Below are 19743 nucleotides of genomic sequence, written 5' to 3' on the forward strand. Positions count from 1 at the left end.
GCGGCTCTTCTCATTCCTGCCCGTCGCCGCTCAGTGCCCGCGCCGCCACGGCCCGGTGACGGCCAGCATGATGCCCGGGTCCTGGATGTTGGCGAACAGCGTCCGACCGTCCGGGGAGAAGCAGACGCCCGTGAACTCCGAGTACTCCGGCGCCTCGGCGGTCCCCATGTTCATCTCGTTGCGCGCCAGCGGGTACGTGCGCCCCGACTCGGTCGCGCCGAACAGGTGCTGGAGCCCCGAGCCGTCCTCGGCGATGATCAGGCCGCCGTACGGGGAGACCGTGATGTTGTCGGGGCCGTCGTACCCGCCGTCCACCGACGGGTCGGCGTTCACCCCGATCAGGACCGTCAGCCGGACCGTGCGCCGCTTGGGGTCGTAGAACCACACCTGGCCGTCGTGGGCCTTGCCCGGGCTCTCCTCGCGGGCGTAGGAGGAGACGAAGTACGCGCCGCCGTCAGCCCACCACATGCCCTCCAGCTTGCGGCCGCGGGTCACGGCCGCCGCCCCGAACTGCTTGCGCACCGGCACGGTGCGGGCGTCCCGGTCCACGACCGGCACCCAGTCCACCCCGTAGGTGGTCCCGATCTTCGTCGCCCGCGAGAGGTCGTCGACGAACACTCCCGTGCTGTCGAAGCACTTGGCGGCGGCCAGCACGCCGGCGTCGGCGGCGAGCGTACGGAGCTTGCCGCGCCCGTGGTGGAAGCCGCTCGGCGGGGCCCAGCGGTAGAGCAGCCCGTTGGGGCCGGAGGCGTCCTCGGTCAGGTAGGCGTGGCCGCGCTTGGGATCGATGACGACGGCCTCGTGCGCGTACCGGCCGAAGGCCTTGACGGGCTTGGGGTCGCGGTTGGCGCGGCGGTCGTGCGGGTCCACCTCGAAGACGTAGCCGTGGTCCTTGGTCATGCCGTTCTTGCCGGCCAGGTCCTCGTTCTCCTCGCAGGTCAGCCAGGTGTCCCAGGGGGTCGAGCCGCCCGCGCAGTTGGTCGACGTACCGGCGACGCCGACCCATTCGGCGACCTCGCCACCGCGCCGGACCTCGACGACCGTGCAGCCGCCGGACGCCGCCGGGTCGTAGACGAGGCCCTCGGTGAGCGGGACGGGGTGCGTCCAGCCCGAGCGCGGGCCCTTCAGCTCGTGGTTGTTGACGAGGAGGGTGACTCCCCGGTGGCCTTCGAAGGCGGCCGTTCCGTCGTGGTTGGACGGGGTGATCTCGCCGGAGTCGAGCTTCGTGACACCGCTGTGGGTGATCACGCGGTACTTGAATCCGGCCGGGAGGGCCAGGATTCCGGCCGGGTCGGGGACGAGCGGGCCGTAGCCGGGGCCGTGCGGGTGGCCGTGCCCGCCGCGCAGCGTCTCGTCGTCGGCGGCGAGGGCCCCGGGGGCGGTGGCGAGTGCGCCGACCGTCCCCGTGAGGGCGACTCCCGCGCCGGCGAGGACGGTGCGGGCGGTGAAGTCTCTACGGCTGAGCGGCATCGGGTCTCCAGGGGTGGGGAGGTGCTGCGCCTGTCGTGCGGTCGTCGGCGGACACGCTCCCGCCCGCACGTGAACGCCGACTGAACTACCCGGGAAAACGAATCGACCCCTTGCCGGTCCCCCCGATGGCCGACTCCCTTTCGGGAACGGCCGGTTACCGCCGCCTCACACTCCCCGCGACCGCGCCTTGAACGCGGCCTTCCGGGCCTCCTTCGCCGCCTTCTTGTCGGGGTGCAGCCGGCCCATCGCCTCCAGGACGTACGCCGTCGCCGGGTGCTCCACGCGCCACGCCTGGTCGAAGAAGCCGGTGTGGTGGGCGGTCAGCGACTCGATCAGCAGCGGCAGTTCCCGCGCCTCGTCCTCCCCGTCCGCCGCGAGCTGCGCGGCGATCGTGTCGACGGTCAGCCAGAACACCATCGCCCCGTCCGGAGCCGGTACGCCGACCACCCCGCGCTCGGCCAGCCAGACGCGGGCGAGCCCGCCGAGCTCCGGGTCGTCCAGCACCGCGCGGACGGCCTGCTCGGCCTCGGCCGCATCGCCGTCGCCGCTGCCGCCACTGCCGGCTCCGGCTCCGACTCCGCCTCCGACCTGCGCGAGGGCCTGCTGGCAGCGCAGTCGGCGCAGCGGGGCACCCGGGTCGGCGCCACGGGCCGCGGCGAGCAGTTCGGCGACGGCCGCGGCCACCGGGCGGTCGGCGAGCCAGTGCTCGATCTCGGCCTGGGCGGCGCCCTCGGAGTAGTGGGAGACCGCGTCGAGCAGCACCTCGGCGCCCTTGTCGGCCAGGTCTCCGACGGCCGGGGCCTCCACGCCGGCCTCCAGCATGCGCGCCCGGATCCCGTACAGGCCGAGCGGGGTCAGGCGGACCATGCCGTACCGGGCGACGTCCTCATCGTCGGCCACCCCGCCCGCGCCCGCGAGGAACTCCTCGTCGTCGGCCTCCGCCATCAGCTCCTCGTCGACGGGGCGGAACACGACCAGCCCGATCGGCTCCAGCTGCCGGAACTGGTCGTCGAGGCGCATCATCGCGTCCGAGACCTGTTCCAGTACGGCATCGGTCGGATCGCCCATGTCATCGGGCACCACCATCGAGGCGGCGAGGACGGGCAGCGGGACCGGGCCGTCGGCCGTGCCGCCCTCGGCGACGGCGAGCAGGTAGAGGTTGGCGAGGACCCCGTCGAGGAAGTCGGCCTCGCGGCGCGGGTTCCAGTCGAGCTGCTCGAAGTCGATCTCGCCGCCCGCGTCGAGGGCGTCCACGAGGTCGTCCAGGGCGGGCACGGCGGCGTCGGCGAGCACGGTGTCCAGGGCGGCGAGCCACAGGTCGAGCACGTCGCCGGGGGTGCCCGAGGTCAGCAGCGCCAGGTCCTCGCCGGGCTCGGCCGTACCGAACTCCGTGTCGGGGCCGAACTCCGTGTCGGGGCCCGACTCCTCCCCGGGCCCGGCCGCGTCCTCCTCCGGCTCGGTGACGTCGACGAGTCCGGTGTCGACGGCCACGCGCCAGGCCTGGCCCGCGTGGCCGGCGGAGTCCTCGTCGGCGGCGTCGAGGCCGAGCAGGGCGACGGCCTCGGGGAGTTGCGCGGCGACGAGCTCGCCGCCGATGTCGACGCGGGTGTCCGGGCCGGCCCAGCGGGCGAGGCGGACCGCGCGGGCGAACAGCGGGGCGGCGAGGGCTTCGCGGGCCAGCTCCGCGTCGGAGGGCAGCCGTACCGGCGGCAGCGTGGGGTGCGAGTCTGCGGACATGGGGCGGTTCTCCTCGCGGGCACGGGGTGGTTCGGGTCGTTCGGGTGGGGTCGGCCGCCCGGGCGGGGCCGGTCCCACGGCGCACCAGCGTAGACGTACTTGGGGTGCGTCCGGCCTGCGATCGCCTTTGGTTCATCCCACAGTCAGATTCCGTATCCCCTGTAGGGCTTGACAACTTTGCTGGCCACGAAGGAAATTGACGCGCGTAGATATCTGCCCTCTCCTCCACACACCGGAGTTCCTGCCCATGCGCTCCTCGCATCCCCGTTCCGCCGCCGTCGCGGCCCTCGTCGCCACCGCGCTGGCCACCGGCCTCCTCGCGGGCACCGCCGACGCGGCCGAAGGCGCCGCGTCCGCCGATCCGACACGCATCCACGACATCCAGGGCACCACCCGGACCTCCCCGCTCGTCGGCAAGCAGGTCACCGACGTCGAGGGCATCGTCACGGGCGTACGCACCTACGGCTCGCGCGGCTTCTGGATCCAGGACCCGGACGCCGACGACAACGACGCCACCAGCGAAGGCGTGTTCGTCTTCACCAGCTCGGTCCCGACCGTCGCCGTCGGCGACGCCGTCAAGGTCTCCGGCACGGTCGGCGAGTACATACCCGGCGGGGTGACCTCCGGGAACCAGTCGGTCACCCAGATCTCCAAGCCGGTCGTGACCGTGGTCTCCTCCGGCAACGCGCTGCCCGCGGCCACCGCCGTCAACGAGTACTCCGTGCCGTGCGCCTACGCCCCGGCCGGCGACCCGGCCGCCGCCGGCAGCATCAACGCCCTGACCCTGGAGCCCGCGCGCTACGCCCTGGACTACTACGAGTCCCTCGAGGGCATGAGCGTCAAGATCGGCACCTCCCGCGTGGTCGGCGCCACCGACCCGTACGCGGAGCTGTGGGTCACGGTCAAGGGCTGGGAGAACAACGCCAAGCGCGGCGGCACGGTCTACGGTTCGTACGAGTCCCAGAACACCGGCCGCCTGCAGATCCAGCAGCTCGCGCCGCTCGCGCAGCAGCCGTTCCCGGTGGCCAACGTCGGCGACAAGCTCGTGGGCACCACCGAAGGCCCGCTGGACTTCAACCAGTTCGGCGGCTACACCCTGGTGGCCCGGACCCTGGGCACCGTGACGGCGGGCACCCTCGCCCCCGAGAAGACCAAGGCGCAGGCCTCGAACGAGCTCGCGGTGGCGACGTACAACGTCGAGAACCTCGACCCGGGCGACCCGCAGGAGAAGTTCGACAACCTGGCGAAGGCCGTCGTCGAGAACCTCGCCTCCCCCGACGTCCTGGCCCTGGAGGAGATCCAGGACGACAACGGCGCCAAGAACGACGGCACCGTGTCGGCCGAGCAGACCCTGACGAAGTTCACCGCGGCGATCGCGGCCGCGGGCGGCCCCGCGTACCAGTGGCGGACCATCAACCCGGAGGACAAGAAGGACGGCGGCGAGCCCGGCGGCAACATCCGCCAGGTGTTCCTCTTCAACCCGGCGCGGGTCTCCTTCACCGAGCGCGCCCCGGGCGACGCCGTGACGGCGACCGGCGTGGTGAAGGAGAAGGGCAAGCCCGCCCTGACCCACTCCCCCGGCCGGATCGACCCGGCGAACGCGGCGTGGACCGACAGCCGCAAGCCACTGGCCGGCGAGTTCGTCTTCCGCGGCAAGACCGTCTTCGTGATCGCCAACCACTTCGGCTCCAAGGGCGGCGACGAGGGCCTGACCTCCTCGCACCAGCCTCCGGTGCGCTCCTCCGAGGCCAAGCGGCTGCTGCAGGCGCAGGCCGTGAACGGCTTCGTGAAGAGCATCCTGGCCGTGGACAAGAAGGCCGCGGTCCTCGTGGTCGGCGACATCAACGACTTCGAGTTCTCGGGCACGACGAAGGCGCTGGAGGACGGCGGGGCGCTGTACGCGGCGATCAAGTCGCTGCCGAAGGCGGAGCGCTACTCGTACGTCTACCAGGGCAACGCGCAGGTCCTCGACCAGATCCTGACGAGCCCGGGCATCAAGCAGTTCAGCTACGACAGCGTGCACATCAACGCGGAGTTCGCGAACCAGAACAGCGACCACGACCCGCAGATCGTCCGCTTCCGCCCGTAGCGGCGGTGCCGAGGGGGCCGGGCCGCACCGCCGCCCGGCCCCTTTGGCATGATCCGGGCATGATCTTCCGTACCGCGACACGCCAGGACCTGCCCGCCGTACTCGCCCTGCTGACGCAGGACGACCCGCCGGGGGCCGTGGCCCCCGAGGCGGTCGAGGTCACCGCGGCCCACGAGCGGGCCTTCGCGTCGATCGGGGCCGACGCCCGCAACGAGATGCTGGTGCTGGTGGAGGACGGGGCCGTCCTGGGCTGCCTGCAGCTGACGTACATCCCGGGCCTGGGCCAGGGCGGGCGGGAGCGGGCGCTCGTCGAGGCGGTACGGATCCGGGCGGACCGGCGGGGCGGCGGACTCGGCGCCCGCCTGATGGAGCTGGCGGCGGAGCGGGCCCGCGAGCGCGGCTGCGGCCTGATGCAGCTGACCAGCGACAAGCGGCGGGGCGCCGCGCACCGCTTCTACGAGCGACTGGGCTTCACCCGCAGCCACGAGGGCTTCAAGCTCCCGCTGGACCGGGCCGTCTCCTTCGGATCCCGCCGGGCCACATAGGGACCTTGGGCCCTTGCGTGACGCTCAGCACATCCCTACCCATTCGGGCGGTTCTGGTGTTGAGTGTCCCCACGCCCGATCTTGTACCGCACTCTTGGGAGGACCGCGTGTTCCCCTCCGTTTCCCTGGCCCAGGAAATCGGCATCGCCGTCCTGCTCGTGGCCGCCCTCATCTGGTTCATCGGCCTCGGCCACATGCTGTGGGACAGCCGCTTCCACCACCCGGAGCCGGGCGCCTTCGAGGGCCTCTCGGTGATCCCGGCCCAGCGCGGCTCGGCCTCCCACCCGCTGGAATCGGTGGAGCTCACCGAGGCGGAGCAGCAGGCCTTCGCCGGCCTGGTCCGCACGATCCCCCTGCACTGACCCCACGGTCCCGCCCGCGAACGCCCTCCCCCGCTCGGGGCGGGAGGGCGCTCGCGCGGCCGGTTCGGTGAGCGTCAGTTGTGGCTGTGGAGGACCTCGTTCAGGCCGCCCCAGGCAGCCTTGTACGGGCGGGCCTCGACGGCGCCGGAGACCGAGTTGCGGCGGAACAGGATGTTGTTGGCGCCCGAGAGCTCCAAGGCCTTGACGATCTGGCCGTCCGGGAGGGTGACGCGGGTGCCCGCGGTCACGTACAGGCCGGCCTCGACGACGCACTCGTCGCCCAGCGCGATGCCCACGCCCGCCTCGGCGCCGATCAGGGTGCGCTCGCCGATCGAGATGATCTGCTTGCCGCCGCCCGACAGGGTGCCCATCGTGGACGCGCCGCCGCCGATGTCGGAGCCGTCGCCGACGACGACGCCCGCCGAGATGCGGCCCTCGACCATGGAGGTGCCCAGCGTGCCGGCGTTGAAGTTGACGAAGCCCTCGTGCATCACGGTGGTGCCCTCGGCGAGGTGCGCGCCCAGGCGGACCCGGTCCGCGTCGGCGATGCGCACGCCCTTGGGGGCGACGTAGTCCGTCATCCGGGGGAACTTGTCGATCGAGGTGACCTGGAGGTGCAGGCCCTCGGCGCGCGCGTTCAGCCGTACGGTCTCCACCTGGTCGATGGCGACCGGGCCGAGCGAGGTCCAGGCGACGTTGGCCAGGAGGCCGAAGACGCCGTCCAGGTTCTGGCCGTGCGGCTTGACCAGGCGGTGGCTGAGCAGGTGCAGGCGCAGGTACGCGTCGTGCGCGTCCAGCGGCTTGTCCTCCAGGGAGGCGATCACGGTGCGGACGGCTACGACCTCGACGCCGCGGACGGCGTCCTGGCGGATCGCCTTGGGCGCGGTGGCGCCCAGCAGCTCCACGGCCTGCTCGGCGGTGAGGCGCTCGGTGCCGGCCGGGCCGGGCTCGGCGACGAGCTGGGGAGCGGGGAACCAGGTGTCGAGGACGGTGCCGTCGGCGGTGATGGTGGCAAGTCCGGCGGCGACGGCGCCGGTGGTACGCGTAGCAGTCATGCCCGAAACCTAACCGGCGACGGCCCGCGGTCGCGAACCGGTCTCATGTGCCGGGCGCGGGTCGCGTCGCCCGTCGTGTCGCGACGCGTCCCGGGCCGGCCGCGCCGACATCCACAGCACGGCCGCGCCCGCGCCCGCCGCCAGCACCGCGCAGACCGGCCACAGCAGTCCGGGCGCCGCCGCGTACAGCGCTCCGCCGAGCGGTGCGCCGAGTGCGACTCCGCTGACCGAGACCCCCGCGTACAGGCTCTGGAACCGCCCGATGGCGTGTGCCGGGGCCTGGTCGGCGACGTAGGCGGTGGCGGTGGTCTTGTAAAGGATCTCGCCGAGGCTCAGCAGCACCATCATCAGCACGGCCGCCCTGATCCCGCTCCCGAGCAGCAGCGCGCCGTATCCGGCTCCGACGAGCAGCAGGCCTGCGCCGACGACGCGCAGCGGCGGGCGGGAGCGCAGGGCAACGGCGGCGGGGAGTTCCAGGACGAGGATGACGGCCCCGTTGAGGGCGATGACCAGCCCGTAGACGCCGGTGTCGAGGCCGTGGTCGGCGAGGAAGACCGGGAAGGTCGAGTACTGCTGGCGTTGAAGTGCTCTCCCGGCTGGAGCCGGGAGATTCCTGCTTACCTCGCGGCAGCGGGCTTGACGCGCTTCGCGCGCCTGACGACTGCCCTCCCGGCAGCCGGGATGAGCGCGAGGCCCATCCGGTACAGGTGCAAGACGTTGCGGGCCGCGTTGTGGTCGGCGGTGCCCGACCACCCGCAGTCCGGGTTCTTGCACACGAACACGGCCTGGGACTCCCGACTGCCCGGCGTGGTGAAGCCGCATGCCGAGCAGCGTTGGGAGGTACCGGGGGCGGGGACCTTGCGCAGGGTGCCGCCGTGCCGAGCGGTCTTGTACGTCAGCATGGCGACCGTCCGGCCCCACGCCTCTCCGCTTATCGAGCGGTTCAGCCCGGATTTCTGGGCGACGTTCCTTCCCGGCTCTTCGATGGTTCCCTTGGCGGACTTGACCATGTTCGCAATGGCGAGTGCTTCGACCACGACGGTGCCGTAGGTGCGGGCGATGGTGGTGGTCGTCAGGTGCTGCCAGTCGAGTGCCCGGCGCTTGGCTTTCGCGCGGAGTCCTGCGATCTGGTCGTAGGTGCGGTGCAGCCGGCGGCTGGCGTGCTCGCCGGGCTTGCGGTGCTACTTACGCTGCGAGGCGCGCTGCTCCAGGCGCAGGAGCGTGGCCTTCTCTCGATCGGTCAGCCACTCGCCGTGCTCGTACGTCTCACCGTCAGAGAGAGCCATGGGCACGGTGACGCCCACGTCGATGCCGACCTCCGGCCCCCGGTGAGGCTCAGGCTCGACCTCCAGGGCTTGGACGCGGAAGGCGATGTGCCAGCCGAGCGCGTCCTTGACCAGCCGCGCCCCGGTGATCCGGTTCTCCGCGTTGGCACGCTTGCCCACCGGCAGGTCTTTGGTCCACCGGAAACGCACCCGGCCGATCTTCGGCAGGTTGGCCATGCCCCAGCGGCGATGCACTCGGGTGATGTTCAGGTCGCGGCCCTGTGGGATGTCCACGGACATCACCGTGCGGAACCGGCCCTTGAAGTTCGGGGCGTCGGCGCAGCCGTCCCAGCAGTTCTTCCACGCCTGAAAGTACGTCTTAAGCACCGCTTGCGCGGCCTGCGCGGGGAGGACGGCGAGGAAGTCGATGTCCTCGCGGGCCTGGCGGATCGCGGCGTCCGCGTTCGCCAGGGTCCGTTTTTCCTTCGGCATCATCTGCCACCAGGCGTGCAGCAGGTTCCACATGGTGCGGGCCGCGTGCGCCTGGCTATCACTCTTCAACACCTCGGCGCGCGATAGCGCGAGCCGGGCGCGGTGCCCGAACTACCGCTTGACCAGGGTGTCTTGACTCATGATCAGGAACCTAGCAGTGGTTTATGTCACCTCGCTGGAACCCTCATCGCGATGAACGCACCGGACGCCATGTTGTCCACAACCTGCACGTTCACTTGGTTTTCGTCACCGAGTACCGGCGGAATGCGTTCACCGACGCCACGCCGACCCGCACCGAAGAGAGCACGCGGGAGGTCTGCGCCGACTTCAAGGCCGAGCTGAAACAGTGTTGCGGCTGCCGACGTTCCGGGCGGGCGGCATCAGCCGGCTGAAGCGGCTGACGCTGGTCGTGGACCGCGACCGCACGGTCCGCGAGGCCCTCTACCCGATCCGGGACATCGAGGCGAGCGTGGCATCCGCCCTCACGGCGGTCCGCGGAGCGTAGGCCCCGGCCGGCCCCGGCCCGGCCGCACGGCCCGCCCGTCAGGGGCGCAGGACGCGGCCCAGGACCTCGCGCGCGTACGGCTCGTCGTATTCCGCGCCCGTCAGCAGGACCTGCAGGCTGATCCCGTCCATCACCGCCACCACCGCGCGCGCCGTCGTCGGGTCCACCCGGCCCGACAGGGACAGCGCCGCGGCCATCGACTCGCACCACTCGGCCGCCACGGAGCGCAGGGCCGGGCGGCGCAGGGCGGCCAGGTAGAGCTCGTACTCCAGCTCCGCCCGCGCCCGGTCGGCCGAGAGCAGCTCCCCCAGCAGCCCGGCCAGCGCCTGCGCGAGGTCCACCCCGGGGGGCAGTGTCGGCGTGAACGCCTCGTTCGCCTGCCGCAGCGCCGCCACGAGGAGGTCGTCCAGGGTCGCGAAGTGGTACGTCGTGGAACCGAGCGGGACGTCCGCCTCCGCGGCCGCGCTGCGGTGGCTCAGTCCCGCGATGCCCTTCGCGCCCACCACCCGGATCGCCGCGTCGATGATGCGCTGCCTGCGCCCGGGGTCGTACCGGCGGGCCATCAGTGCGCCGCCCCTCCGAGGTTCAGCAGGACGACCCCGGCGATCACCAGCACGATGCCGCCTATCTTCGCGGCGGTCGCGGCCTCCCCCATGAAGATCATGCCGATCGCGGCGATCGCCGCCGTGCCGACGCCGGCCCAGATCGCGTACGCCGTGCCGACCGACATCGACTTCAGCGTCTGCGCGAGCAGCGTGAAGGCCACGACGTACCCGACGAGGGTGATCAGCGAGGGCCACAGCTTGGTGAAGCCGTCGCTGAACTTCATGGCGGTGGTCCCGGCGACCTCGGCGGCGATGGCCGCGGCAAGCAGTACATAGGGCATGCGTACAACAGTACAGATCGTTGCGGACACCTGTACACATCCGTGAGGGCCTGGCGACCGAGCTCACCAGGCCCTCCGAGGGACTCCCCGACGCTCCGAGGAGCTCCGAGGAGCTCAGTTCAGCGTGAACCAGGCCGCGCGCGCCTTCTTCCACTCCGGGTGCGCGAGGTCCTTGGCTTCCGTGCCGTCCCCGTAGAGGTCGGCGGAGCCGCTGTCGGTGATCAGCTGGACGCGGGCGCCGGGCACCCGCAGGTCGGGAACGGCCACGATGGCTTCCCAGCCGCCCGGGTCGGTGGTGGGCAGGTCCGCCCGCTTGACCGGGGCGTGGCCCGCGATCCCGTCCCACTGGTAGAGCGCGTAGGGGTCGGAGTTGTCGTCCGCCGCCCACGAGCCGGCCAGGATCAGGTACTGGTCGGCCGCGTTCTTGCGGATGTCGCGGACGGCCAGGCCGCCGAGGTTCATCTCGATCGGCTCGCCGAAGACCGGCTTGGCCGCACCGGAGAGCACCTTGTCGATGTTGGTGACGGGCACGACGAGCGCCTTGCCGCCGGGCACCGCGGGAGCCAGCGGGGCCCGGAAGCCCAAGTAGGCGGTGCTGGTGGAGCCGGGCGCGAACTCCAGGCCCTCCACGTTGAAGCCGTCGATGCTCTTGGGGATCCGGCCCGCCGCCGTGCCGGCCGCGAAGCCGTAGCGGTTTCCGTTCGCCGTGTCCCAGGCGATCAGGTCCTCGCGCAGGGCCTTGTACGCCGAGCCGAAGACGATCTCGGTGGCGGCGCCCGTCCCCACGAGCCTGGTCGTGAAGACGGTGTTGCGCTCGGCCTTGTACTTGCCGTCCTTGTTGTTGCCGAGCGAGCCCGTCCAGTACACAGTGTCGCCGACCCGGGCGGCCGCCTCGATGTCGGCTTCCTTCTTGGCGCCGAGCGCGGCGCCGAGGTCCCAGCTCTTCACCGGGGCGCCCGAGCGGGCACGGTCGTACAGGCGCAGCACGTTGCTCTCGTCGTCGGCCACCAGCGCGTAGCCGCCGCCCACGTCCACGGCGGCCGAGGCGTCGGAGGAGCCGGTGAGGTAGCGGGTGGCGAAGGCCCCGGAGCCCACGCGCGCCGAGGCGGCGTAGGAGAGGGTGGCCGTGGCCGTCTTCCCGCCGCGGCCGGTCACCTTGAGCGTCAGGTCCGTGTAGCCCTGGCCGCGCGGGTGGACGGTCAGCTCACGGCCGGTGCGCGTCCGCTCGATCCGCACGTCGCCGGGCCGGGCGACGGCCGGGTTGCTGGAGGAGACGACGGTGACCCTGAGGAAGGCGGCGGACGTCCCGTCCTGCGCGATGTCCAGGGTCACGCCGGGGTCCGCGAAGGCGCCGACGGCCCCGGACAGGTGGCCGGCGGAGAGCGCGATGGTCGGATCGGCGGCGGCGTCCTGGGCGGCGTACGCGGGCGCGGTCAGCCCGGCGACGAGCAGGGCGGCGGCCCCGGCGGCTCCCACGGCACCCAGGCGGCGTGCCGGTGAAAGGCGAACGGTCACAGAAGGTCCTCTCGAGTGCGCCGTCGCGTTGTGACGGCCGTCGAGAAGATTCGGCCACCGTGGCCAACTCCCGGTGCACGCCGCCCGTCGGAGGGGAAAACAGAGGACCCCCGGCACACCCGTGCCGGGGGTCCTGTGTTCACTCGCCCGCTGACCGCGGTCCATCTCGGATCATCCGAAGATCGCCGGGGTCAGCTCGGATCAGCTGGTGATCAGCTGGTGATCAGACGTTGAAGCCGAGGGCGCGCAGCTGCTCGCGGCCGTCGTCGGTGATCTTGTCCGGGCCCCACGGGGGCATCCAGACCCAGTTGATGCGCAGTTCGCTGACGATGCCGTCCGTCGCCGACTTCGCCTGGTCCTCGATGACGTCCGTCAGCGGGCAGGCCGCGGACGTGAGCGTCATGTCGAGGGTGGCGATGTTCGCGTCGTCGACGTGGATGCCGTAGATCAGGCCCAGGTTGACGACGTCGATGCCCAGCTCGGGGTCGACCACGTCGTAGAGGGCCTCGCGGACCTCTTCCTCGGTGGCCGGCTTGATCGACGCCTCGGGCGTCGCGTTCTCGGTCATGCCGTCTTCCTCTCGGCGTCGCCCAGTGCCTGGGCGGTCGCGTCCTTCCACGCCATCCAGCTCAGCAGAGCACACTTCACCCGGGCCGGATATTTGGAGACGCCGGCGAACGCGACCGCGTCCTCCAGCACCTCCTCCATGGCCTCGTCGGGCTCCATCTTGCCCTTGGACTGCATCAGTTCCAGGAAGACTTCCTGGATCTTCCGCGCCTCGCCCAGCTCCTTGCCGACGAGCAGTTCGTTCAGTATCGACGCGCCGGCCTGGCTGATGGAGCAGCCCTGGCCCTCGTACGAGATGTCCGTGAGGGTCTCGCCGTCGTACTTCACGCGCAGGGTGATCTCGTCACCGCACGTCGGGTTGACGTGGTGCACCTCGGCGTCGCCGTCGCGCAGGCCACGCCCGCGCGGGTGCTTGTAGTGGTCCAGGATCAGTTCCTGGTACATCGATTCCAGCTTCACTGCGCCCTCGTCGCCTTCGTCGCTTCGTCTTATCCGAAGAAGTTCCGTACGTGCTCCAGCCCGTCGATCAGCGCGTCGACCTCGGCCGGAGAGGAGTACAGGTAGAAAGACGCTCGCGTCGTCGCCGGAATTCCGTACCGGAGGCAGACCGGGCGGGCGCAGTGGTGTCCCACGCGGACCGCGATGCCCTGCTCGTCCAGTACCTGGCCGACGTCGTGCGGGTGGATGTCGCCGAGCACGAAGGAGATCGCGGCGCCGCGGTCCTCGGCCGTGGTGGGGCCGATGATCCGCAGGTCCGGGACCTCCGAGAGACGCTTGATCGCGTACTCGGTGATCGCGTGCTCGTGCGCGGCGATCTTGTCCATGCCGATCGCGGTCAGGTAGTCCACGGCCGCGCCGAGGCCGATGGCCTGGGCGATCGGGGGCGTGCCGGCCTCGAACTTGTGCGGCGCCGGGGCGTACGTCGAGGAGTGCATCGAGACGGTTTCGATCATCTCGCCGCCGCCCAGGAAGGGCGGCAGGTCCTCGAGCAGCTCCTGGCGGCCCCACAGGACGCCGATGCCGGTCGGGCCGCACATCTTGTGGCCGGTGAAGGCCACGAAGTCGGCGCCGAGTGCCTGGACGTCGAGCGGCATGTGCGGAGCGGCCTGCGAGGCGTCGATCAGCACCAGCGCGCCGACCTCCTGCGCCCGCCGGACGATCGCGTCGGTCGGGTTGACCGTGCCCATGATGTTGGAGACCAGCGTGAAGGAGACGATCTTCGTCTTCTCCGTGATGACCTCTTCGATGTTGGACAGGTCCAGGCGGCCGTCATCGGTCAGGCCGAACCACTTCAGCTTCGCACCGGTGCGCTGCGCGAGCAGCTGCCACGGGACGATGTTGGAGTGGTGCTCCATCTCCGTGATGGCGATCTCGGTCTCGCGGTCGACCCGGTAGGGCTCGTCCGCCCAGCCGAGCATGTTCGCGACCAGGTTGAGCGACTCCGAGGCGTTCTTGGTGAAGATCACCTCGTTGCGGCTCGGTGCGTTGATGAAGGCGGCGACCTTGTCGCGGGCACCCTCGTACAGCGCCGTGGCCTCCTCGGCCAGCACGTGCACGCCACGGTGGACGTTGGCGTTGTGCTGCTCGTAGTACTCGTTCAGCGCGTCGAGCACCTGGCGCGGCTTCTGCGAGGTCGCCGCGTTGTCCAGGTAAACGATCTTCTTCCCGTCGTGGACCACACGATCCAGCAGGGGGAAGTCCTTGCGGATCGCCTCGATGTCGAGGAGGCCAGGCAGCTGTGTCACGCGGTCGCGCCACCCTTCGTGCTGTAGGACTCGTAGCCCTCGGCCTCCAGCTTGTCGGCGAGCTCGGCGCCGCCGGACTCGACGATGCGGCCCTCGGAGAAGACGTGGACGAAGTCGGGCTTGATGTAGCGGAGGATCCGCGTGTAGTGCGTGATCAGCAGGGTGCCGGTGTCGCCGGTGTCGCGGACGCGGTTGACGCCCTCGGAGACCTGGCGCAGGGCGTCGACGTCGAGGCCGGAGTCGGTCTCGTCGAGGATCGCGATCTTCGGCTTCAGGAGCTCCAGCTGCAGGATCTCGTGGCGCTTCTTCTCACCGCCGGAGAAGCCCTCGTTGACGTTGCGCTCGGCGAAGGCCGGGTCCATCTGGAGCTGCTCCATCGCGGACTTGACCTCCTTCACCCAGGTACGCAGCTTCGGCGCCTCGCCGCGGATGGCGGTGGCCGAGGTGCGCAGGAAGTTGGAGACCGAGACGCCGGGGATCTCGACCGGGTACTGCATCGCGAGGAACATGCCGGCGCGGGCGCGCTCGTCGACGGACATCTCCAGGACGTCTTCGCCGTCGAGGGTCACGGTGCCGCTGGTGATGGTGTACTTCGGGTGACCGGCGAGGGCGTAGGCGAGGGTGGACTTGCCGGAGCCGTTCGGACCCATGATGGCGTGCGTCTCACCCTGCTTGATGGTGAGCTCGACGCCCTTGAGGATCTCGCGGGCGCCGTTCTCGGCCTCGACGGAGACGTGCAGGTCGTGGATTTCAAGCGTTGCCATGGATACCTCAGGACTCCTGGGTGAGGGAGGCGCGTACGTCAACGAGGACGCTGCCCCCTTCGATCTTTACGGGGTATACGGGGACGGGGCGCGTCGCGGGCAGACCGGACGGCTTGCCGGTGCGCAGGTCGAAGGACGACCCGTGCAGCCAGCACTCGATCATGCAGTCTTCCACCTCGCCCTCCGAGAGCGAGACGTTCGCGTGCGAGCAGATGTCGTTGATCGCGAACACCTCCCCCCCGGTGGAGACGAGGGACACCGGCGTGCCGTCGAGTTCCACCCGCTTGGGGGTGTTCTCCTCCAGCTCGCTCAGCGCGCAGGCCTTGACGTAGGCCATCAGACGGACGCCTGCAGCTCGGTTTCGATCTTCGCGAGCAGGCGCTCCTCGATGTCGGGGACACCGATCTGCTGGACGAGCTCGCCGAAGAAGCCGCGGACGACCAGCCGGCGGGCCGTGTCGGCCGGGATGCCGCGGGACTGGAGGTAGAAGAGCTGCTCATCGTCGAAGCGGCCGGTCGCCGAGGCGTGGCCGGCGCCGACGATCTCGCCGGTCTCGATCTCCAGGTTCGGCACCGAGTCGACCCGCGCGCCGTCCGTGAGGACGAGGTTGCGGTTCATCTCGTAGGTGTCGGTGCCCTCGGCGGTCTTCTCGATGAGCACGTCACCGATCCAGACGGCGTGGGCGTCCTGGCCCTGCAGCGCGCCCTTGTAGACCACGTGCGACTTGCAGTGCGGGGCCTTGTGGTCGACCAGGAGGCGGTGCTCCTGGTGCTGGCCGGCGTCCGTGAAGTACAGGCCGAAGAGCTCGGCCTCGCCGCCGGGGCCCGCGTAGTTCACGCGCGGGTGGAGGCGTACGAGGTCGCCGCCGAAGGTGACGATGATCGACTTGAAGGTCGCGTCGCGGCCGATCAGGGCGTTGTGCTGGGAGACGTGGACGGCGGTGTCGTCCCAGTCCTGCACGGACACCACGGTGAGCTTGGCGCCGTCGCCGACGAGGAAGTCGACGTTGGCGGCGCGCACGCCGTCACCGGTGTGGTCGATGACGATGACAGCCTCGGCGAAGGCCTGGACGTCGAAGACGGTGTGGCCGAAGGTCGTGCCGCCCTCGCCGTGCAGCGAGACGCGCACGGGCTCGGTCAGCACGGTCTCCTTGGGCACGGTGACGACCGTGGCCTTGGCGAAGGACGAGAACGCCTGGGCGGCGATCCGGTCCACCGGGGTGCCCGCCTTGCCGATGCGCGCGTCGCCGCGCTCCACCGACTCGACCGTGACGCCCTCGGGCGCGTCGATCTGGGCCTTCATCGTGCCGTTGGCGACCGCGGTGCCGTCGTGCAGGCCCTTGAGCCGGGCGAGCGGCGTGAAGCGCCACTCCTCCTCGCGGCCGTTGGGCACGGGGAAGTCCGCCACGTCGAAGGACGGGGGGGCACTCATCCGGGTGGCGACGGTGGACTCGGCGGCCACCGCGATCGCGCCGGCGGTGGTCGAACCCGCCGGAATGTTCTGAGCCTCAGCCATGGCTGTCGTGTTGCTCTCTTCCTTAAAGAATCTGCTGCGGGACGTCGGGCGGGCCGGGACTATCCGACCGAGCCCTCCATCTGCAGCTCGATCAGCCGGTTCAGCTCCAGCGCGTACTCCATCGGCAGCTCGCGGGCGATCGGCTCGACGAAGCCGCGCACGATCATCGCCATGGCCTCGAACTCCGTCAGACCGCGGCTCATCAGGTAGAAGAGCTGGTCGTCGGAGACCTTGGAGACGGTCGCCTCGTGGCCCATGGACACGTCGTCCTCGCGGACGTCCACGTAGGGGTAGGTGTCCGAGCGGGAGATGGTGTCGACCAGGAGCGCGTCGCACAGCACGTTGGACTTGGAGCCGTGGGCGCCTTCGCCGATCTCGACCAGGCCGCGGTACGAGGTGCGGCCGCCGCCTCGCGCCACCGACTTGGAGACGATGTTGGAGGAGGTGTTCGGCGCCATGTGGACCATCTTGGAGCCGGCGTCCTGGTGCTGGCCCTCGCCCGCGAAGGCGATGGAGAGGGTCTCGCCCTTGGCGTGCTCGCCCATCAGGTAGACGGCCGGGTACTTCATGGTGACCTTGGAACCGATGTTGCCGTCGATCCACTCCATGGTCGCGCCCTCGTACGCCACGGCGCGCTTGGTGACCAGGTTGTAGACGTTGTTCGACCAGTTCTGGATCGTCGTGTAGCGGCAGCGGCCGCCCTTCTTCACGATGATCTCGACCACGGCGCTGTGCAGCGAGTCCGAGGAGTAGATCGGGGCGGTGCAGCCCTCGACGTAGTGGACGTAGGCGTCCTCGTCGACGATGATCAGCGTCCGCTCGAACTGGCCCATGTTCTCCGTGTTGATACGGAAGTAGGCCTGGAGCGGGATGTCGACCTTGACGCCCTTGGGGACGTAGATGAACGAGCCGCCCGACCACACGGCGGTGTTCAGCGAGGCGAACTTGTTGTCGCCGACCGGGATGACCGTGCCGAAGTACTCCTGGAAGAGCTCCGGGTGCGTCTTCAGCGCGGTGTCCGTGTCGAGGAAGATGACGCCCTGCTCCTCCAGGTCCTCACGGATCTGGTGGTAGACGACCTCGGACTCGTACTGGGCCGCGACACCGGCGACGAGGCGCTGCTTCTCTGCCTCCGGGATGCCGAGCCTGTCGTACGTGTTCTTGATGTCCTCCGGCAGGTCCTCCCAAGAAGCGGCCTGCTTCTCGGTGGAACGCACGAAGTACTTGATGTTGTCGAAGTCGATGCCGCTGAGGTCGGAACCCCAGTTGGGCATGGGCTTCTTGCCGAACAGCTTGAGGCCCTTGAGGCGGAGGTTCAGCATCCACTCCGGCTCGGACTTCTTCGCCGAGATGTCGCGGACGACCTCTTCGGACAGACCCCGCTTGGCCGTGGCACCGGCCGCGTCGGAGTCGGCCCAGCCGTATTCGTAGGTGCCCAGGCCATCGAGCTCAGGGTGAGCAATCTCCGTGGTCATGCGGGGTTCCTCCCGGCCGTTCTTGCAGATACTGATGTGTCGGTCTGTGCGGCGCCTGCGGCACCGACGCCGCTTCCGCTGCGCGGAATGAACGTCGTGCACACCCCGTCGCCGTGGGCGATCGTGGCGAGACGCTGCACGTGCGTCCCGAGCAGGCGGGAGAAGATCTCGGTCTCCGCCTCGCAGAGCTGCGGGAACTGCTCGGCAACGTGTGCGACCGGGCAGTGGTGCTGGCAGAGCTGTTCACCGCTGTGCGGACCGGGAGCGCTCTTCGCCGTAGCAGCGTACCCGTCTCCGGTCAACGCCTTGGCAAGGGCCTCGGCCCGGCTTTCGGGGGCGGCCGCCTCCACGGCCTCCCGGTAAGTCTCCGCCTGCGCCGCCAGTCTCGCCTTCGCGAAGGCGGCGACCGCCGCTTCTCCCTGCACACCGCCGCCGGCGGCCTGCGCGATCCAGCGCATGGCGTCCGCGGCGAGCGTGTCGTAGGACTGGTCGAAGGCGTCCCGTCCGCAGTCGGTCAGCGCGAAGACCTTGGCGGGCCGGCCCCGGGTGCGAGCGCCGTACACGCGCTGCTCTCGGGGTGCGACCACGTCGTCGGCGACGAGCGTGTCGAGGTGGCGGCGAACGGCGGCCTGGGTGAGGCCGAGACGCAGTGCGAGGTCGGCGACGGTGGAAGGACCGTGGTCCAGGATCGACCGCGCGACCCGGTTGCGGGTTGACCGCTCGCCGGTCGCGAGTTCGCCCTGGGGGGCCTCGCTCATCCGTTCGCCGTATTTCACAACGCCATTGTTGCGTAATTAGTCGCGACCCGACAAGCCGTGATGGAGACCACCTCTGGTGGCCTCCATCACTAAGGGTTACCTTATTTATGCACGGCGCCCTAAAGGGCGGCTTAAAGGGAAGCGGTCTCCCCACCCTCGCGCACGGCCCCGCCGGTGAACCAGTAAACGGCTCCCACCAGCAGTCCTCCGCCCACGATGTTCCCCGGAACGGTGAACATCAGATTCCGGAAAAGATCACCGAAGCCCGCTGAGCCATCCAGGATCGCGAGGCTGAAAAGGGCCATGTTCGCCACGCAGTGTTCAAATCCGACGGCCACGAACACGGCCACGGGCAGCCACAGCACGAAAATCTTGGCCGCGTCGCCGCGCGCACGGGTGAACATCCAGATGGCCAGGCAGACGAGCATGTTGCAGAGCACCGCGCGCCAGAACAGCTGGCCCCCGCCGAGCTCCATCTTCGCGTGCACCATCTCGGTGAGCATGGCCCGCGCGGAGGGCGAGGAGGTCACCCCGGAGGCGTGCACCATGGCCCCGAAGGCGAAGGCCCCGGCCAGGTTGCCGCAGAGCGAGAGCGCCCAGGACAGCGCCAGGTCCTTGGCGCCGGTCCGCCCGGACAGGGCGCCGACCAGCATGACCATCACGTTGCTGGTGAAGAGCTGGGCGCCGGCGAACATCACGATCGTCAGCGCGATCGGGAAGACCGCGCCCTCCAGCAGCTTCACGGCCGCCGAGCCCTTGGCCACGAACGGGGAGATCGCCACGAGGAGCAGCACCTCGCCGATCCCGATGTAGGCGCCCGCGAGCATCGCCGACACGAAGTAGCGGGGCGGATGACCGAGGTCATGGGCCTTGTGCTCGGCCTGCCCCGAGGTGGCTTCGACGTTCTGAGCGATGCTGTTCACCATTCGACGTTAGGGCCGCGGACCCTGCCCGGGGACTCCGAAAAGGTCATGAAAGCGCAGGTCCACGACCCCTCC

Annotated in this window: 19 protein-coding genes and 3 pseudogenes; 5 read left to right on the forward strand and 17 right to left on the reverse strand. The window is 70.3% G+C overall.

The features are described 5' to 3' along the window. Nucleotides 1–30: 30 nt before the first annotated feature. Together DRB96_RS18750 and DRB96_RS18755 are read right to left on the reverse strand one after the other, a co-directional pair. A complete protein-coding gene (locus DRB96_RS18750) occupies nucleotides 31–1470 on the reverse strand; it encodes an alkaline phosphatase PhoX (protein WP_112449500.1) in 1440 nt (479 codons plus the stop codon). Between the two features lie 165 nt (nucleotides 1471–1635). After that, nucleotides 1636–3207: a hypothetical protein gene (locus tag DRB96_RS18755; RefSeq protein ID WP_112449501.1), complete on the reverse strand. Its 1572-nt coding sequence runs from the start codon at nucleotides 3205–3207 to the stop codon at nucleotides 1636–1638. A gap of 247 nt (nucleotides 3208–3454) precedes the next feature. On the opposite strand from DRB96_RS18755, the gene DRB96_RS18760 reads away from it, so the two are divergent. From DRB96_RS18760 to DRB96_RS18770, 3 genes are all read left to right on the forward strand, one after another. Beyond that, nucleotides 3455–5296, forward strand: coding sequence for an endonuclease/exonuclease/phosphatase family protein (locus DRB96_RS18760; RefSeq protein WP_112449502.1), 1842 nt, complete (start codon nucleotides 3455–3457; stop codon nucleotides 5294–5296). 59 nt (nucleotides 5297–5355) lie between these two features. Then, nucleotides 5356–5841 carry a GNAT family N-acetyltransferase gene (locus DRB96_RS18765; protein WP_112449503.1) on the forward strand — a complete coding sequence of 162 codons (486 nt, stop codon included), beginning with the start codon at nucleotides 5356–5358 and terminating at the stop codon, nucleotides 5839–5841. A gap of 107 nt (nucleotides 5842–5948) precedes the next feature. After that, entirely contained in the window at nucleotides 5949–6203 is a 255-nt protein-coding gene (locus DRB96_RS18770) for a hypothetical protein (protein WP_112449504.1), read from the forward strand. 74 nt (nucleotides 6204–6277) lie between these two features. On the opposite strand, the gene dapD is transcribed toward DRB96_RS18770, so the two are convergent. The 3 genes and pseudogenes from dapD to DRB96_RS18785 all read right to left on the reverse strand — a co-directional run bounded on the left by dapD (nucleotide 6278) and on the right by DRB96_RS18785 (nucleotide 9048). Then, nucleotides 6278–7258, reverse strand: a complete 981-nt coding sequence (dapD, locus tag DRB96_RS18775) for a 2,3,4,5-tetrahydropyridine-2,6-dicarboxylate N-succinyltransferase (RefSeq protein ID WP_112449505.1) — start codon at nucleotides 7256–7258, stop codon at nucleotides 6278–6280. A gap of 9 nt (nucleotides 7259–7267) precedes the next feature. Continuing rightward, nucleotides 7268–7843 (reverse strand): annotated as a pseudogene (locus tag DRB96_RS18780) (MFS transporter); the annotation flags it as partial. 32 nt (nucleotides 7844–7875) lie between these two features. Beyond that, a pseudogene (locus DRB96_RS18785) lies at nucleotides 7876–9048 on the reverse strand (transposase). Nucleotides 9049–9179: 131 nt separating this feature from the next. Between DRB96_RS18785 and DRB96_RS18790 the strand changes: the two are divergent. After that, the gene (locus tag DRB96_RS18790) at nucleotides 9180–9407 is read left to right on the forward strand and encodes a transposase (RefSeq protein WP_239516228.1); all 228 of its coding nucleotides are present in this window, start codon (nucleotides 9180–9182) and stop codon (nucleotides 9405–9407) included. Beyond that, nucleotides 9365–9520: pseudogene (locus DRB96_RS18795) on the forward strand (HxlR family transcriptional regulator); the annotation flags it as partial. The gene DRB96_RS18790 and the pseudogene DRB96_RS18795, both read left to right, overlap by 43 nt. Before the next feature lie 38 nt (nucleotides 9521–9558). Here DRB96_RS18795 and DRB96_RS18800 read toward each other — a convergent pair. The 12 genes from DRB96_RS18800 to DRB96_RS18855 form a co-directional block, all read right to left on the reverse strand. Beyond that, entirely contained in the window at nucleotides 9559–10083 is a 525-nt protein-coding gene (locus DRB96_RS18800; protein ID WP_112449506.1) for a TetR family transcriptional regulator, read from the reverse strand. After that, nucleotides 10083–10406: a multidrug efflux SMR transporter gene (locus tag DRB96_RS18805; protein WP_112449507.1), complete on the reverse strand. Its 324-nt coding sequence runs from the start codon at nucleotides 10404–10406 to the stop codon at nucleotides 10083–10085. The genes DRB96_RS18800 and DRB96_RS18805 overlap by 1 nt, the downstream gene beginning before the upstream one ends. Nucleotides 10407–10520: 114 nt before the next feature. After that, nucleotides 10521–11858: a DUF3616 domain-containing protein gene (locus DRB96_RS18810; RefSeq protein ID WP_239516816.1), complete on the reverse strand. Its 1338-nt coding sequence runs from the start codon at nucleotides 11856–11858 to the stop codon at nucleotides 10521–10523. 286 nt (nucleotides 11859–12144) lie between these two features. After that, the gene (locus tag DRB96_RS18815) at nucleotides 12145–12489 is read right to left on the reverse strand and encodes a metal-sulfur cluster assembly factor (protein WP_073913993.1); all 345 of its coding nucleotides are present in this window, start codon (nucleotides 12487–12489) and stop codon (nucleotides 12145–12147) included. After that, the gene (gene sufU / locus DRB96_RS18820; RefSeq protein WP_112449508.1) at nucleotides 12486–12947 is read right to left on the reverse strand and encodes a Fe-S cluster assembly sulfur transfer protein SufU; all 462 of its coding nucleotides are present in this window, start codon (nucleotides 12945–12947) and stop codon (nucleotides 12486–12488) included. The genes DRB96_RS18815 and sufU overlap by 4 nt, the downstream gene beginning before the upstream one ends. 29 nt (nucleotides 12948–12976) lie before the next feature. Next, on the reverse strand, nucleotides 12977–14233 hold the full coding sequence (locus tag DRB96_RS18825; protein ID WP_112449509.1) for a cysteine desulfurase: 1257 nt from the start codon (nucleotides 14231–14233) through the stop codon (nucleotides 12977–12979). After that, a complete protein-coding gene (gene sufC / locus DRB96_RS18830; RefSeq protein WP_112449510.1) occupies nucleotides 14230–14997 on the reverse strand; it encodes a Fe-S cluster assembly ATPase SufC in 768 nt (255 codons plus the stop codon). The genes DRB96_RS18825 and sufC overlap by 4 nt, the downstream gene beginning before the upstream one ends. Nucleotides 14998–15004: 7 nt before the next feature. Beyond that, nucleotides 15005–15334 (reverse strand): bifunctional 3-phenylpropionate/cinnamic acid dioxygenase ferredoxin subunit, encoded by a 330-nt coding sequence (locus tag DRB96_RS18835; RefSeq protein WP_112449511.1) that lies wholly within the window; start codon nucleotides 15332–15334, stop codon nucleotides 15005–15007. Next, on the reverse strand, nucleotides 15334–16512 hold the full coding sequence (gene sufD, locus DRB96_RS18840) for a Fe-S cluster assembly protein SufD (RefSeq protein WP_112449512.1): 1179 nt from the start codon (nucleotides 16510–16512) through the stop codon (nucleotides 15334–15336). Before sufD ends, DRB96_RS18835 begins: the two co-directional genes overlap by 1 nt. A 59-nt stretch (nucleotides 16513–16571) precedes the next feature. Continuing rightward, the gene (gene sufB / locus DRB96_RS18845; RefSeq protein WP_112449513.1) at nucleotides 16572–17987 is read right to left on the reverse strand and encodes a Fe-S cluster assembly protein SufB; all 1416 of its coding nucleotides are present in this window, start codon (nucleotides 17985–17987) and stop codon (nucleotides 16572–16574) included. After that, nucleotides 17984–18745: an ArsR family transcriptional regulator gene (locus tag DRB96_RS18850; RefSeq protein ID WP_112449514.1), complete on the reverse strand. Its 762-nt coding sequence runs from the start codon at nucleotides 18743–18745 to the stop codon at nucleotides 17984–17986. The genes sufB and DRB96_RS18850 overlap by 4 nt, the downstream gene beginning before the upstream one ends. Nucleotides 18746–18876: 131 nt before the next feature. Next, nucleotides 18877–19668, reverse strand: coding sequence for a formate/nitrite transporter family protein (locus DRB96_RS18855; protein WP_162688649.1), 792 nt, complete (start codon nucleotides 19666–19668; stop codon nucleotides 18877–18879). Between the last annotated feature and the right edge of the window lie 75 nt (nucleotides 19669–19743).

Source organism: Streptomyces sp. ICC1, from assembly GCF_003287935.1.
Classification (GTDB): Bacteria; Actinomycetota; Actinomycetes; order Streptomycetales; family Streptomycetaceae; genus Streptomyces; species Streptomyces tritrimontium.

Excerpts from the sequence above, each read along its gene's own strand:
- DRB96_RS18750 (WP_112449500.1), bottom strand. The coding sequence starts at position 1,470 with ATGCCGCTCAGCCGTAGAGACTTCACCGCCCGCACCGTCCTCGCCGGC.
- DRB96_RS18755 (WP_112449501.1), bottom strand. The coding sequence starts at position 3,207 with ATGTCCGCAGACTCGCACCCCACGCTGCCGCCGGTACGGCTGCCCTCC.
- DRB96_RS18760 (WP_112449502.1), top strand. The coding sequence starts at position 3,455 with ATGCGCTCCTCGCATCCCCGTTCCGCCGCCGTCGCGGCCCTCGTCGCC.
- DRB96_RS18765 (WP_112449503.1), top strand. The coding sequence starts at position 5,356 with ATGATCTTCCGTACCGCGACACGCCAGGACCTGCCCGCCGTACTCGCC.
- dapD (WP_112449505.1), bottom strand. The coding sequence starts at position 7,258 with ATGACTGCTACGCGTACCACCGGCGCCGTCGCCGCCGGACTTGCCACC.
- DRB96_RS18790 (WP_239516228.1), top strand. The coding sequence starts at position 9,180 with ATGTCACCTCGCTGGAACCCTCATCGCGATGAACGCACCGGACGCCAT.
- DRB96_RS18800 (WP_112449506.1), bottom strand. The coding sequence starts at position 10,083 with ATGGCCCGCCGGTACGACCCCGGGCGCAGGCAGCGCATCATCGACGCG.
- DRB96_RS18805 (WP_112449507.1), bottom strand. The coding sequence starts at position 10,406 with ATGCCCTATGTACTGCTTGCCGCGGCCATCGCCGCCGAGGTCGCCGGG.
- DRB96_RS18815 (WP_073913993.1), bottom strand. The coding sequence starts at position 12,489 with ATGACCGAGAACGCGACGCCCGAGGCGTCGATCAAGCCGGCCACCGAG.
- sufC (WP_112449510.1), bottom strand. The coding sequence starts at position 14,997 with ATGGCAACGCTTGAAATCCACGACCTGCACGTCTCCGTCGAGGCCGAG.
- DRB96_RS18835 (WP_112449511.1), bottom strand. The coding sequence starts at position 15,334 with ATGGCCTACGTCAAGGCCTGCGCGCTGAGCGAGCTGGAGGAGAACACC.
- sufD (WP_112449512.1), bottom strand. The coding sequence starts at position 16,512 with ATGGCTGAGGCTCAGAACATTCCGGCGGGTTCGACCACCGCCGGCGCG.
- sufB (WP_112449513.1), bottom strand. The coding sequence starts at position 17,987 with ATGACCACGGAGATTGCTCACCCTGAGCTCGATGGCCTGGGCACCTAC.
- DRB96_RS18850 (WP_112449514.1), bottom strand. The coding sequence starts at position 18,745 with ATGAGCGAGGCCCCCCAGGGCGAACTCGCGACCGGCGAGCGGTCAACC.